Source organism: Allobosea sp. CS1GBMeth4 (genome assembly GCF_900185715.1).
In the GTDB taxonomy this organism is placed as follows: Bacteria; Pseudomonadota; Alphaproteobacteria; order Rhizobiales; family Beijerinckiaceae; genus Allobosea.
Window position 1 is genome coordinate 93,421 of sequence record NZ_FYAS01000054.1, and the last position, 13,659, is coordinate 107,079.

13 protein-coding genes are annotated in these 13,659 nt (G+C 68.1%); 6 read left to right on the top strand and 7 right to left on the bottom strand.

Annotation, left to right across the window (positions count from 1 at the left end; genetic code table 11):
- Window positions 1-21: 21 nt before the first annotated feature.
- On the bottom strand, window positions 22-1,539 hold the full coding sequence (locus CS1GBM4_RS23655) for an NAD(P)H-hydrate dehydratase (RefSeq protein WP_244607377.1): 1,518 nt from the start codon (window positions 1,537-1,539) through the stop codon (window positions 22-24).
- A gap of 285 nt (window positions 1,540-1,824) precedes the next feature.
- Here CS1GBM4_RS23655 and CS1GBM4_RS23660 point away from each other — a divergent pair, with 285 nt between their 5' ends.
- Entirely contained in the window at window positions 1,825-2,163 is a 339-nt protein-coding gene (locus tag CS1GBM4_RS23660; protein ID WP_057192756.1) for a P-II family nitrogen regulator, read from the top strand.
- Between the two features lie 102 nt (window positions 2,164-2,265).
- Window positions 2,266-3,675: a type I glutamate--ammonia ligase gene (glnA, locus tag CS1GBM4_RS23665; RefSeq protein WP_186421217.1), complete on the top strand. Its 1,410-nt coding sequence runs from the start codon at window positions 2,266-2,268 to the stop codon at window positions 3,673-3,675.
- A 153-nt stretch (window positions 3,676-3,828) separates the two neighbouring features.
- Here the strand turns inward: glnA and CS1GBM4_RS23670 are convergent, their stop codons facing one another.
- From CS1GBM4_RS23670 to CS1GBM4_RS23695, 5 genes are all read right to left on the bottom strand, one after another.
- Window positions 3,829-4,476 carry a right-handed parallel beta-helix repeat-containing protein gene (locus CS1GBM4_RS23670; protein WP_186421218.1) on the bottom strand — a complete coding sequence of 216 codons (648 nt, stop codon included), beginning with the start codon at window positions 4,474-4,476 and terminating at the stop codon, window positions 3,829-3,831.
- Window positions 4,473-5,543 (bottom strand): right-handed parallel beta-helix repeat-containing protein, encoded by a 1,071-nt coding sequence (locus CS1GBM4_RS23675; RefSeq protein ID WP_244607378.1) that lies wholly within the window; start codon window positions 5,541-5,543, stop codon window positions 4,473-4,475. Before CS1GBM4_RS23675 ends, CS1GBM4_RS23670 begins: the two co-directional genes overlap by 4 nt.
- The gene (locus CS1GBM4_RS24715) at window positions 5,444-6,055 is read right to left on the bottom strand and encodes a hypothetical protein (protein ID WP_244607379.1); all 612 of its coding nucleotides are present in this window, start codon (window positions 6,053-6,055) and stop codon (window positions 5,444-5,446) included. The genes CS1GBM4_RS23675 and CS1GBM4_RS24715 overlap by 100 nt, the downstream gene beginning before the upstream one ends.
- Before the next feature lie 81 nt (window positions 6,056-6,136).
- Entirely contained in the window at window positions 6,137-7,360 is a 1,224-nt protein-coding gene (locus tag CS1GBM4_RS23690; protein ID WP_186421222.1) for a glycosyltransferase family 4 protein, read from the bottom strand.
- 61 nt (window positions 7,361-7,421) lie between these two features.
- Complete coding sequence (locus CS1GBM4_RS23695; RefSeq protein ID WP_186421223.1) at window positions 7,422-7,619, bottom strand: hypothetical protein; 198 nt, start codon at window positions 7,617-7,619, stop codon at window positions 7,422-7,424.
- Between the two features lie 303 nt (window positions 7,620-7,922).
- Here CS1GBM4_RS23695 and parE point away from each other — a divergent pair, with 303 nt between their 5' ends.
- The 3 genes from parE (at window position 7,923) to CS1GBM4_RS23710 (ending at window position 11,424) form a co-directional block, all read left to right on the top strand.
- Window positions 7,923-9,986, top strand: coding sequence for a DNA topoisomerase IV subunit B (gene parE, locus CS1GBM4_RS23700; protein ID WP_186421224.1), 2,064 nt, complete (start codon window positions 7,923-7,925; stop codon window positions 9,984-9,986).
- Between the two features lie 134 nt (window positions 9,987-10,120).
- Window positions 10,121-11,077, top strand: a complete 957-nt coding sequence (locus CS1GBM4_RS23705) for a LysR family transcriptional regulator (protein ID WP_186421225.1) — start codon at window positions 10,121-10,123, stop codon at window positions 11,075-11,077.
- A gap of 86 nt (window positions 11,078-11,163) precedes the next feature.
- Window positions 11,164-11,424: a hypothetical protein gene (locus tag CS1GBM4_RS23710; protein WP_186421226.1), complete on the top strand. Its 261-nt coding sequence runs from the start codon at window positions 11,164-11,166 to the stop codon at window positions 11,422-11,424.
- Between the two features lie 3 nt (window positions 11,425-11,427).
- Here CS1GBM4_RS23710 and CS1GBM4_RS23715 read toward each other — a convergent pair whose 3' ends face one another.
- On the bottom strand, window positions 11,428-12,144 hold the full coding sequence (locus CS1GBM4_RS23715; protein ID WP_186421227.1) for an alpha/beta fold hydrolase: 717 nt from the start codon (window positions 12,142-12,144) through the stop codon (window positions 11,428-11,430).
- A 265-nt stretch (window positions 12,145-12,409) separates the two neighbouring features.
- Between CS1GBM4_RS23715 and CS1GBM4_RS23720 the strand changes: the two genes are divergently transcribed.
- A partial coding sequence (locus tag CS1GBM4_RS23720; protein WP_186421228.1) for a DEAD/DEAH box helicase occupies window positions 12,410-13,659 on the top strand: 1,250 nt, incomplete at its 3' end.

The window sequence follows — 13,659 nt, forward strand, 5'->3', positions numbered from 1 at the left end:
GGCTTCTCCATACCTGCGGCCTCAGCGGTCGAACGCGGCCAGCAGCCCGGGGAGTGCCTCCGGGAGGTCGTCGGCGATCAGGCCGAGGCCGAGCCGTTCGCCGGCGCGGCCATGCAGCCAGACGGCGGCGCAGGCCGCCTCGAACGCAGGCGTCCCCTGTGCCAGCAGCCCCGCGACCATCCCGCCGAGCACGTCGCCCGCGCCGGCTGTGGCCAGGGCGGGCGATCCGGTCGCGTTGACCGCGGCCCGCCCGTCCGGAGCGGCGATGACGGTGTCCGGCCCTTTCAGGACGACGACCGCTCCGGTCAGCTGCGCCGCCTGCCTGGCCCGCGCGAGCTTGCCCCGCTCCGCCTCGTACCCGGCGAGGCCGGCGACGAGACGGCTGAATTCGCCTTCATGAGGCGTCAGCACCGCGGGGCCGGCCCGTGGGCCGAGCCGGCCGGCGAGTACGGCCCGATCCGCGGCGATATGCGTCAGCGCATCGGCGTCGAAGACGCAGGGCCAGTCGCCGTCCACCGCCGCCGCCACCCATGAGCGCGCCTCGGCGTCGAGACCGAGCGCCGGCCCGATCAGCAGCGCACCGATCTTGCGCGCCGACAGCGCTGCCGCGAAGGCGCCGGCGTCCGCGGCTGCCATCTGCATCAGCGCATCGGGCCCGCGCGCCGCATGCGCCGCCAAGGCCTCGGGCCGGCAGATGATCGTCGCCAGCCCGGCTCCGATGCGCAGCGCCGCCCGCGCCCCGAGCCGCGGCGCCCCGACGCCGGCGAGCCCGCCGGCCGCAACGGCAACCGCACCGCGGCCGTATTTGTGGACGTTCGGGGCGTGGTCCGGCCGCGCGGACCGCCACAGGGCGGGATCATTGCGGAAGACCGACGGTGCGATCCTGCCGACGCCGAAGGCGATGTCGGGCCGGATGCCGATATCGGCCAGGGTGACGACGCCGCAGAGCGCCCGGCCGGGATGCAGCAGATGGCCGGGCTTCAACCGGAAGAAGGTCACTGTCTCGTCGGCCCTGACGGCGGGGCCGTCGACGAGGCCGGTGTCGCCGTGGACGCCGCTTGGAACGTCGACGGCGACGACTGGCCGGGCAGAGGCATTGACGCGCTCGACCAGGGCGGCGATGTCGCCGGCGATCGGCCGGCCAAGGCCGGCGCCGAAGAGGGCGTCGACGACGAGATCGTGCTGGGCCGGATCCACGTCCGTGATCGCGGCAATCGGGCCGGTCCATCGCGCCGCCGCCAGCGCGGCGTCTCCCGACAGCGCGGCGCGGGCGCCCGCCAGCGCGAGCGCGACATGACAGCCGCGCTCGGCCAGGATACGCCCGGCGACGAAGCCGTCGCCGCCATTGTTGCCCGGGCCGCACAGCACGAGCACGCGCTGGCCGGGGCGGGCCCGCCGCGTCACCGCGTCGGCGACCGCCCTGCCCGCCTGCTCCATCAAGGCGATGCCGGGCGTGCCGGAGGCGATCGCGAACGCATCCGCCGCCGCCATCTCGGCGACGCTGAGCAAGGCGAGATCAGTGCGGGTCTCTTCCGTCATCGACCGATATTGTCAGCCAGCGCGCGAATCCGGGCAAGGACGCCCTCGACGCCCATGATTGACCAATTTATGTGCACATGCATGTTTTTTGGACGGTTTTGCGCCGCTTGAAGAGGCGGTTTGCCCCCGGGACCATCATGGCGGCCCGCCTGCGCCGATGCTATGAGCAGGACAGGCGAGGTTTTGCTGGACGCGCCGAGGTTGATCCGGGCTGGCCGACATGGTGAGAACGGTGTCAGGCTGCGGACAGCGGTGCAAGCTCACGCCAAGGAGGTCGGTCGGCGCATGAAGAAGATCGAAGCGATCATCAAGCCCTTCAAGCTCGACGAGGTGAAAGAGGCGCTGCAGGAGGTCGGCCTCCAGGGCATCACCGTGCTCGAGGCGAAGGGATTCGGCCGCCAGAAGGGCCATACGGAGCTCTATCGCGGCGCGGAATACGTGGTCGACTTCCTGCCCAAGGTGAAGATCGAGATCGTTCTGGCCGACGACATGGTCGAGCGCGCCATCGAGGCGATCAAGAAGGCCGCACAGACCGGCCGCATCGGCGATGGCAAGATTTTTGTATCGAGCGTGGAGGGGGCGATCCGCATCCGCACCGGCGAGTCCGGCGCGGACGCGATCTGAGGATTAATCCCAACACCCAAGGAATGCGCGCGCCGGCGGATCTGAAGGCCCCGCGGGCAGCGTCAGTTGTGAGACCCTTAAGTCGATAAAGGAAGTCGAGAGATGAAGAACGCCAAAGAGGTCCTGAAGGCGATCAAGGACAATGACGTCAAGTATGTCGACTTCCGCTTCACCGATCCGCGCGGCAAGTGGCAGCACGTCACCTTCGACGTCTCGATGATCGACGAAGAGATCTTCGCCGAAGGCACGATGTTCGACGGCTCCTCGATCGCCGGCTGGAAGGCGATCAACGAGTCCGACATGCTGCTGATGCCCGATCCGGCGACGGCCTGCATCGACCCGTTCTTCTCGGCCTCGACCATGGTCATCACCTGCGACGTGCTCGAGCCCGCCACCGGCGAACCCTATGGCCGCGACCCGCGCGGCATGGCCAAGAAGGCCGAGGCCTATCTCAAGTCGACCGGCATCGGCGACGCCATCTATGTCGGTCCGGAAGCCGAATTCTTCGTCTTCGACGACGTGAAGTTCTCGGCCGATCCGTACAACACCGGCTTCAAGCTGGACAATGTCGAGCTGCCCATCAACGGCCAGACCGAGTACGAAGGCGGCAATCTCGGCCACCGCATCGCGATCAAGGGCGGCTACTTCCCGGTTCCGCCGCAGGACTCGGCGCAGGACATGCGCGGCGAGATGCTGGCAGCCATGGCCGCGATGGGCGTCAAGGTCGAGAAGCACCATCACGAGGTCGCCTCGGCCCAGCACGAGCTCGGCATGAAGTTCGACTCGCTGACGCTGATGGCCGACCAGATGCAGGTCTACAAATACGCCATCCACAACGTCGCCCAGAGCTACGGCAAGACCGCGACCTTCATGCCGAAGCCGGTCTATGGCGACAACGGCTCGGGCATGCACGTCCACCAGTCGATCTGGAAGAACGGCAAGCCGCTCTTCGCCGGCAACAAGTACGCCGACCTGTCGCAGGAGTGCCTCTGGTACATCGGCGGCATCATCAAGCACGCCAAGGCGCTGAACGCTTTCACCAACCCGTCGACCAATTCCTACAAGCGCCTGGTCCCGGGCTATGAGGCTCCGGTGCTGCTGGCCTACTCGGCCCGCAACCGCTCGGCGTCGTGCCGCATCCCGTGGACGACCTCGCCGAAGGCCAAGCGCGTCGAGGTCCGCTTCCCGGATCCGATGGCGAACCCCTATCTCGCCTTCGCCGCGCTGCTGATGGCCGGCCTCGACGGCATCGTGAACAAGATCGATCCGGGCCCGGCGATGGACAAGGATCTGTACGACCTGCCGCCGCGCGAGCTGAAGAAGATCCCGACGGTGTGCGGCTCGCTGCGCGAGGCGCTCGACGCGCTGAAGAAGGACAACGCCTTCCTCAAGGCCGGCGGCGTCTTCAACGACGACTTCATCGAGAGCTACATCGAGCTCAAGATGCAGGACGTGGCCCGTTTCGAGATGACGCCGCACCCGGTCGAGTTCGCGATGTACTACTCCTACTGAGCCCTCGATCGCGCTGCCTTTGGACGGAATCGTCCAAGGGCAGAGCATGCTCGAAGCTCGGCAGGCGATTTCCTCCCGACTGCGGCGATCCGCAGTCCACCTTGCGAACCGGGGCGGCGACGCCCCGGTTTTTTGTCGGACGCTGCGGCGGCGCTAGGAGGCGCGATTATGCGCAATCAGGATCTGCGAGGCGGAGCCGACGGTCTGCGACAAGGTGTTGGCATTGTAGCTCACCAACGGAGGCGCAAGCCCGATCGTCGGTGCTGACACGATGGCATTGCTGCCGGCGCCGGTGATGACATTGCCGGAGATCACCATCTTGCCGGCGGAGCTGTTGGCCGAGAAGGCGATGCCGACGCCGCATTGCCGCAGCAGATTGCCCTCGCAGACGAGGTCTCGCGCGCCCTGCGCGACGCCCAACTTGATTCCGCCGAGGGCGCTTTCGACGATATTGCCCGTGACGATGCAATCCTGTTCAACGGTCACGCCTATCGCCATGGTCGAATACGGCCCGATCCCGCCGGAGCCCGGAATAGCATTCGAGGAAAGATTGCTGATCTGGTTTCCCTGGATGATAGCTCTACGGGCCGTGCCGTCGCCGAAATAGCCGGAATTCGTCACATAGATGCCGTCGCCGGCCGTATCGACCTTGTTGTTGACGATCGTAACGCCCGTGCCGTTCTGCCCTGCGGCCGGAGCCTCGTAGTACAGGCAGCCCTCCCGGATGTTCCAGCACGTATTGTCGGCGATGGTGCAACGCGATCCGCCGTTGATTCGAATTGCCGAAAAATCGCAATTCATAATGATATTGTCTTTGATGGAGACATCATTGGCCAGGTGACGGCGATTCCATTTCCGTTGGCACCGGTCCCATAGTCGCTCGTGACGAAATTGATTCTATTGTTACGAATTACGGACAGGTTGCCGCCGCTCCCCACAGTGCCCCAGACGGCGATACCGTTGTTCTTGGCACCGGTAATGCTGCAGCCGTCGGCGAGAATCTCGGAGCTGAATGCCCAGATCGCGATGTCGACATTGTCGAAGGCACAGTCGGCGACGACCGGCTGCGAGTCGTTGACGCAGAGCAGGCCGGCCTTATAGGCGCCGCCAGGCTCGCCGTCGGTCTTCACCGTATTCCGGAAGGTGCAATCGCGGAAGGTCGCGTCCCTGGCGTTGTCCAAGATCACCAATCCGGCAGCTGCAGTAATGACGGTCGGGGCGTTGTAGGCGGGGATATCGAGGTTCTGACCGTCGAAGGTGAGATTGCGGAACGTCATGCCGGTCTGGCCGGCTATACGCAGGCCGTAATTGCCACCGGAGAAGAACAGCGTGGCGGTCCCGGCAGGACAATAGATCTCGATGCCGCGACCGGAACCAGTCGTTGTCGAAATGTCAACATTGGCGATGTCATAGCTGCCGGGCCGGAGCAGCAGCGGCCTGCCGGTGACGCGCGCAGCATCGATCGCAGCGCCGATGGTCGCGCTGGTGAAGCCGGCTGGCGGCGGCGTCGCGGGATCGGCTACGACAACATCGTCGAAGAGCGATATCCGGGCATTGGAGCTCCTCATGGGGAAGGTCGAAGCGACCGCTCTCATTCTTAAAGGCGCCAGAGGCGACGGGGATAAGTGATGCGCTCCGTGCTTCGGATCAGGGATCTCGCCATCAAGGCTCTGGTCCGCCGCCAGTGGGCGGCGCTGCGCAGCTCCTCGCCCCGCCTGGCGGTGATTCCGCACGAGCATGTCGGCCTCGCTGTCCTGACCAACGGCCTCTACGAGCGGGAGGAACTCGATTTCCTCGCGAAGCTCATCCGCGAAGTGCGCCTCGGCGACGGCATCTGCCTCGATATCGGAGCCAATATCGGCAACCATGCCGTTATCTGGCCACGGCTGTTCAAGACCGTCCTGTGCTTCGAGCCTAATCCGCAAATGAGCGCGGTCCTTCGCGCCAATCTCACGCTGAACGCCTGCGTAAAGTCCGAGTCCTCGATGTCGGGCTGGGGACCGAGGATACCGAGCTGCCATTCGCCTTCCATGAGGAGGGCAATGACGGTACCGGAACCTTCGCCAAGGGCGTGGGGGAACGGCGCCTGCCGGTGCGGCACGGTGACGGCCTTATCGCCACCCTTGATCTTGGCGAAGCTGCCATCACCTTCGTCAAATGCGATGTAGAAGGCTTCGAACCACACGTGTTCGAAGGTCTGGCCGATACCCTGACGCGGCATCGACCGGTCATCGCCTTCGAGAGCAATAGCGCAGAGGTGGGCGCCGAGAGCTGGGCGCGGTTGCGCGGCTACGGCTATGATCGGCTGTACGTCCTGCAGCATACAGCGCAATCGGCGCCGCCGGCATTGCGCGAGGTCGTCCGCCTCGTCCGAGGTCATCGATGCTGGCTCGAGCCTATCGACAGGCCTCCCGCCTACCCGGCCAATCTGCTCGGATCGACCAGGCCTCTGATCTGAGGCTCAGGCGGCGGCGGCCAGGAGCGTTCCATAGCTGCGCGACAGGGCCTCGACATGCCGCGCGAGCGTCGGTGGATCATTCCAGTAGGCGCGATAGGAGGACAGGCCGAGACGCGCCGCGAATGTATCGTCAGTCATCGCGACGAGTGACGTCTTCAGCGCATCACCATCGATGCCTCGAAGCAACAACCCGTCGATTCCATCCCGAATGCGCTCTGCCGCTCCTGTCGTACCGGAGAGCACCGAGGGCACACCTTGCGCCATCGCCTCCATCACCACCAGCGGGCCGGTCTCGTACCAGAGCGACGGCGCAACCAGACAGCGGGCAGCGCGCAGCTCGGCGATAACCGCGTCGGAAGCGCGCCAGCCAGTGATCTCGGCTTTGGGATTGAGCGCCGCGATAGCGGACTTGATCTCCTTCTCGCCATCGCCGACCAGGCGGAGCGGGATATCCGCTTCCCGGGCCGCCTGCGCCAGCAGCAGCACGCCCTTCTCCTGCGTAAGGCGGCCGATGAACAGCGCGTGCCGGTTCTTCGCCACCTCGGCCGGCGAGCGCTTTTCCGCCTCCATCATGTTCTCGACCACGACATGCCGCGCCTGCTTCGGCAGGAAAGGCTCGGCGAAACGGCGGGCGAAGTCGCTGACATGGACGAAGAGCGGCGCCCGGAGCTTGCGCATGGCCTCGTCGGAGCGCCACTGGCGGGCGACGCGCACGAGCTTGTGGACATAGGAGGCGCGGTCGCAGCTGGCCGAGACGCAGCCGACCGACATCGGCTTCTGCCGGCAGGGCGCGTTGGCCTTGAAGTCGAAATAGCCGCCGACCGGGCAGAAGGAGAAATAGTCGTGCATGGTGACGGCGACCGGCAGCCCGCTCTCGCCGGCCGCCGCGATCGCCGCCGGGCTGAACGCCTTGGTCCATTGATGCAGGTGCACCAGCGTCTCGGCCCGCGGCTGGCGCGCCAGCAGCCTGGTCAGGAAGTCATGCGCCGGCGCGTTCCAGATGCCCTGCCGGGCCGCGGCGAGCCTGCTGTCGACCTGCCAGATCTCCTCGCCGGCAAAGCGCTCCACGCTGATCCGCGGATGCGACAGCCGCTCGGAGACCGGCCCGATCGCACAGGCGAAGACGATCTCGACGCCGGCTTCAGCCAGGCCGCGTGCGCTTTCGATCGCGACCTTGGCGGCGCCGCCATTGACCGAACCGAAATCGCTGACGATGACCACGCGCATGCCCGAGCCTCCCGCGGGAGCTCTTCTAGCGGCCAAAGATTGAGGAAGCGCTGACGGCGGCTCAGCGCAGCGCGACGACCGCCAGGCCGATCACCGCGACGATGGCGGCGATCCACCAGAGCCGGCGCAGCTGCGCGGTCTCGGCATCCTGCCGCCCGCCCCCCGCCAGCTCCTCATAGGCGAAGGATTCGCCGGCAAAGCGCGCGGCCCGTTCCAGGCCGGCCAGGCGGATCTTCGGAACTGCGGAACGCGACGCCACGTGACCCTTCCCCCCTTTGGACCAGCTTAGCCGAATGCGCGCCCGGGCCTAGTCCCGAATCGCGAGGCGATGATGAAACCGCCGCTGTTAACGGCTGCTGAACCCGCGCAAGACGGCCAAGGTTCCATGCGCGGCTGTGCCACCTTCCAGTGAGGCTTCGGCGACAGCCCGTGTCGGGTCCGGGCACCGGCGGCCATCGGGCTGGTTTATCGCGGGCGAGCGGCAGGTTATAGGGCTCCGGCGAGCGGCCGAGCGGCCGATGAGATATCCTGCGGGCAAGACGAATCAGCGAGCGCGGCGACGATGACGGACGATCTCTTCGGCGATGACGGCGGCAGGGATGCGCGTGCGGAACCGCGCGCGCCGGCCGCGGCGCCGAAGCCGGCCGCGCGCCCTGCCCCGACACAGCGCACCGGCACCCCGTCCGAGGCGGGCTACGACGCCTCGGCGATCGAGGTGCTCGAAGGGCTCGAGCCGGTCCGGCGCCGGCCGGGCATGTATATCGGCGGCACCGACGAGCGTGCGCTGCATCACCTCTTCGCGGAGGTGATCGACAACGCCATGGACGAGGCGGTCGCCGGCCATGCCAGCTTCATCGATGTCGAGCTGTTCGTCGACGGCTCGCTCGCCGTCACCGACAATGGCCGCGGCATCCCGGTCGACCCGCATCCGAAATTCCCGGGCAAGTCGGCGCTCGAAGTGATCATGACCACGCTGCACGCCGGCGGAAAGTTCGACTCCAAGGTCTACGAGACTTCGGGCGGCCTCCACGGCGTCGGCGTCTCGGTGGTCAACGCGCTCTCGGACATGCTCGAGGTCGAGGTCGCGCGCGGCCAGACGCTCTACCGCCAGACCTTCTCGCGCGGCGTTCCGCAAGGGCCGCTGGAGACGGTCGGGCGCGCGCCCAACCGGCGCGGCACCCGGGTGCGCTTCCACCCCGACGCCCAGATCTTCGGCGAAGGCGCGCGCTTCGCGCCGGCCCGCCTGTTCCGCATGGCCCGCTCGAAGGCCTATCTCTTCGGCGGCGTCGAGATCCGCTGGCGCTGCGCCGCCTCGCTGATCGAGCCGGCGGGGGACGTCGCGGCCGAGGCGGTCTTCAAGTTCCCCGGCGGCCTGCGCGACTATCTCGCCCGGGAGATCGAGGGCAAGGATCTGGTCGCCGAGCCGATCTTCGCCGGCAAGATCAGCAAGGAAGGCAGCCACGGCTCGCTGGAATGGGCGATCGCCTGGCTCGCGACCGGCGAGGACGGGTTCTCGTCCTCCTACTGCAACACCATCCCGACCCCGGAAGGCGGCACGCATGAGCAGGGTTTGCGCATCGCCCTGCTGCGCGGCCTGCGCGACCATGCCGAACGCATCGGCCAGAGCAAGCGGATGGCGCAGGTCACGGCCGACGACGTGATGGCGACCTGCGCCGCCATGCTGTCGGTCTTCATCCGCGAGCCGGAATTCCAGGGCCAGACCAAGGACAAGCTGGCGACGCTGGAAGCCGCCCGCATCGTCGAGAACGCGGTGCGCGACGCCTTCGACCACTGGCTCGCCGCCTCGCCGCAGCAGGCGCTGAGGCTGCTCGACTGGTCGGTCGACCGGGCCGAGGAGCGCCTGCGCCGCCGGCTCGAGAAGGAGGTCTCGCGCAAGACCGCGACCCGCAAGCTGAGATTGCCCGGCAAATTGGCGGATTGCAGTTCCGCCGGCGCGGCGGGGTCCGAGATCTTCATCGTCGAGGGCGATTCGGCCGGCGGTTCGGCCAAGCAGGCGCGCGACCGCGCGACGCAGGCGATCCTGCCGCTGCGCGGCAAGATCCTCAACGTCGCCAATGCGACGCGCGACAAGCTCAACCAGAACCAGCAGCTCGCCGACCTGATCCTGGCGCTGGGCTGCGGCATCGGCAGCCAGTTCCGCGAGGACGATCTGCGCTACGACAAGGTCATCGTGATGACCGACGCCGATGTCGACGGCGCCCATATCGCCTCGCTGCTGGTGACCTTCTTCTGGCGCCAGATGCCGCGGCTGATCGAGAAGGGCCATCTCTATCTGGCGGTGCCGCCGCTCTACCGGCTCCAGCATGGCGGCAAGAGCGTCTATGCGCGCGACGATGCCCACAAGAACGAACTGCTGGAGACCGTGTTCAAGGGCAAGAAGCCGGAAGTGAGCCGCTTCAAGGGCCTGGGCGAGATGATGCCGGCCCAGCTCAAGGAAACCACGATGGATCCGAAGAAGCGGATCCTGCTCAAGGTCATGGTCGACCACGAGGCGAAGGAGGAGACGTCGGATACGGTCGAGCGGCTGATGGGCAACAAGCCGGAGGCGCGCTTCAGCTTCATCCAGGAGCGGGCCGCCTTCGCAGGCGAGCTGATCGACCTGTGAGGTCCGCGAGACGGCCCTGCGTGCCGGGCACCCCCGCGCACCCGCCGGGCTGCCTCGCCGCCGGCCGTCGCGCATCCTGCGCGCATGCCGACCGACCCACACGATGCCGACCATGACGCCCCGCCGCGCCATCCATGCGCCCGCTTCTGGCCGCTGAGCGCATGGGCGAGCCTGCTGCCGCTGCACCTCGACGCGATGCCCCGGCCCAGACCTCGCTCTGGGCCGATCTCGAGATCTTCCACGCCGTCGCCGCCAGCGGCGGACTCGCCGTGGCCGCGGCCGCGCTCGGGCTGAGCGAGACGACCGTCGCGCGGCGCCTGAAGGCTTTCGAGGCCCGGCTTGGCCTGTCGCTGTTCCGCCGCGGTGCCAACCGGCTGATCCCGACCGAGATCGGCCTCGCGCTCGCCGCGGATGCGGCCGCGGCCGCCGAATCGGTCGCGCGCTTCGAGACACGGGCGAGCGCGGCCCGCGCCCGCGACGATGCTCCGGTGCGCATCACCGCGACGACGTCGATCAGCCTGTTCCTGACCCAGCACGCAGCCCGGCTCTCGGCCGCGGCCGGCGGCATCGAGATCGTCATCATCAGCACGCGCGAGCGCCTCGATCTCGCCCGCGGCGAGGCCGAGATCGCGATCCGCATGCGCCGCCCGCCGGACGGGGCCGGCTATTTCGGCCAGAAGATCGGCAGGCTGGCGCAGGCCTTCTATGTCCGCCGCGACGTCGACCCGGCGACGGCGCCGATCATCTCCGTCAGCCGGGACGTCTCGTCACGCATCGAGCAGCGCATTCTCGCCTGGGCCGGGGGGCGCCCGATCGCCGCGCGCGTCGGCGATTCGGCGGCGCGCTATGAGAGCATCCGCTCGTCGGGCGCGGTCTCGATGGCGCCGTGCTTCCTGGCCGATGCCGACACGTCGCTGACGCGGCTGGGCGAGCCGCCGGACGACACCGCCGACGAGATCTTCCTGGTCTCGCACGAAAGCGGCCGTCAGCGGCCCGCCGTCCGCGCGGTGCTCGAGGCGCTGCGCAAGCTGTTCCGCGAGCATCGCGGCAGGCTGGAGGGCGCCTCTTGCCCGGTGGATCCGCAACGGTGACGCTGCGCTAACCAAGTTTTTACAGCCGCCGGAGCAAGATTCGCCGATCGGCGCCTGGCGCCTCGTCCCCAAGCCGGAGTGCAGCGATGCGCCTCGTCGTCGCCTTCCTGCGCAACCAGCGCGGCACCATCGTCGCCGACATCGCCAAGGCCGCCGCCGCGATCGCCTTCCTCTCCGTCATCGCCGCCAACTTCGTCTCGAGCCAGACGGCGCAGCTCGATCGCGACACGATGCGGCAGCTGGCCCAGGCCGCAGCCAAAGGCCAGGCGATCGATCCGCTCGTGACGGGTTCGATCGTCAGGCGGGCGAGCGAGACGAAGCTCGACCCCTGCGCGGTCCAGCGCTGAGGCTCAGCCGAGCCAGTCGAGCAATCCCCGCGTCACCAGGTCGGGCGCCTCCAGCGTAGAGAGATGTCCGCAGCCCGGCAGCTCGAGACAGCGCGCCCTCGGCCCGATCCCGGCGGCGATCTCGCGCGCTTCCTCGGGCGGCGTGATCGCGTCCTTCGCGCCGACGAGGACCAGGGTCGGAACGGCAATCGTCGCGAGGACCGGCCGCGCATCCGAGCGGCCCATGATGGCGCGCTGCTGGCGGATGAAGCCTGCGGGACCGACTGCCTCGGCCATCGCCCGCACCGCGAGCCGCAGAGCCTCGTCCGCCAGCCGATCCGGCGCGACCAGCTTCTGCCAGAGCACGGTCACGACATTGTCGAAGGCGCCCTTCTGCGCCAGGGCGATCATCTGCTCGCGCGGCGCGTTCGTCTCGGGCGTCGGCGGCTTCGCGGTGGTGTCGAGCAGCGCGAGGCGCGTCACCCGCTCCGGCGCCCGCCGCATCACCTCGAAGGCGACATAGCCTCCCATGGAGAGGCCGCACAGCGCGAAGCGTTCCGGCGCGGCCGCCAGCAGGCGCTCGGCCATGGCGCCGATCGTCTCGTCGGCGCTGTTCTCGGCGACGAGGATCAGCCGTCCCGCCGCCAGTGCGGGCCATTGCGGCGCGTAGAGAGCGGGCGTGCAGTTCAGCCCCGGGATCAGGACGAGCGGCTCGGGCCGGCTGGTCTGCGTCGCACTCATTCGTCATTACCCTCGCTGTTGCCGGGGCCCGCTCCGCACGGACGGGCCGCGCGACGAATCCGTGCCCGCGTCAGGTCCTGAAGCCGCCTCGCCGGCCCGCTGTGCCGCAGGCCGATCGAAACGGGCTCTAGAATGTTGACTTTGCCCTGTTTTTTCTGCATTGCACGGGCGTCCGAAGGCGCGCAAGCAAGTGAAGTCGCGCCACCGTTGCGGTCGATCGGTCATCCCGCCACGTGTCACCGACCCTTGAGAAGCGCAACCATCGATGTCTTTTGCCGAACTCGGCCTGAGCGATAAGGTTCTCGCGGCGGTCTCCGCCGCCGGCTACACGACGCCCACTCCCATCCAGGCCCAGGCCATCCCCCACGTGCTCGCCCGCAAGGACGTGCTCGGCATCGCCCAGACCGGCACCGGCAAGACCGCGGCCTTCACCCTGCCGATGCTGACGATCCTGGAAAGCGGGCGCGCCCGGGCCCGGATGCCACGCACGCTGATCCTCGAGCCGACGCGCGAGCTCGCCGCCCAGGTCGAAGAGAATTTCGTCCGCTACGGCGTCAACCAGAAGCTTTCGGTCGCGCTGCTGATCGGCGGCGTCTCCTTCGGCGACCAGGACGCCAAGATCACGCGCGGCGTCGACGTGCTGATCGCGACGCCCGGCCGCCTGCTCGACCATGTCGAGCGTGGCAAGCTGCTGCTCACCGGCGTCGAGCTGCTCGTCATCGACGAGGCCGACCGCATGCTCGACATGGGCTTCATCCCGGATATCGAGCGGGTCTGCAAGCTCGTCCCCTTCACGCGGCAGACCCTGTTCTTTACGGCGACGATGCCGCCGGAGATCACCCGGATCAGCGAGCAGTTCCTGCACAATCCCGTGCGGATCGAGGTCTCGCGGCCCGCGACCGCCGCCGCGACGATCACGCAGCGCCTGATCGCCTCGCACAGCCAGGATTACGAGAAGCGCGAGACGCTGCGCCGGCTGATCAAGGACGCCAGGGACCTGCAGAACGCGATCGTGTTCTGCAACCGCAAGCGCGATGTCGCGACGCTGCACAAATCCTTGCAGAAGCACGGCTTCCCCGCAGTCGCCCTGCATGGCGACATGGACCAGTACGCGCGCATGGCGGCGCTCGATTCCTTCCGCTCCGGCGAGAATCCGATCCTCGTCGCCAGCGACGTCGCGGCCCGCGGCCTCGACATTCCCGCCGTCAGCCACGTCTTCAATTTCGACGTCCCGACCCATGCGGAGGACTATGTCCACCGCATCGGCCGCACCGGCCGTGCCGGCCGCGAGGGCGCGTCCTTCACCATCGTCACGCGCCATGACGACAAGCTCGTCGCCGCGATCGAGAAGCTGACCGGGCAGAGCATCGCGTGGGAAGGGCCGGGCCTCGAGAGCCTGCCGGCGGCCGAGCCGCGCGAAGAGCGGCGTGGCCGGCGCGGCGAGGAACGACGCGACGGGCGCTCGCGGCGCGGCCGCGAGGCCAAGCCCGAGCGCTCGGCGAGCCGGCCGGAGCG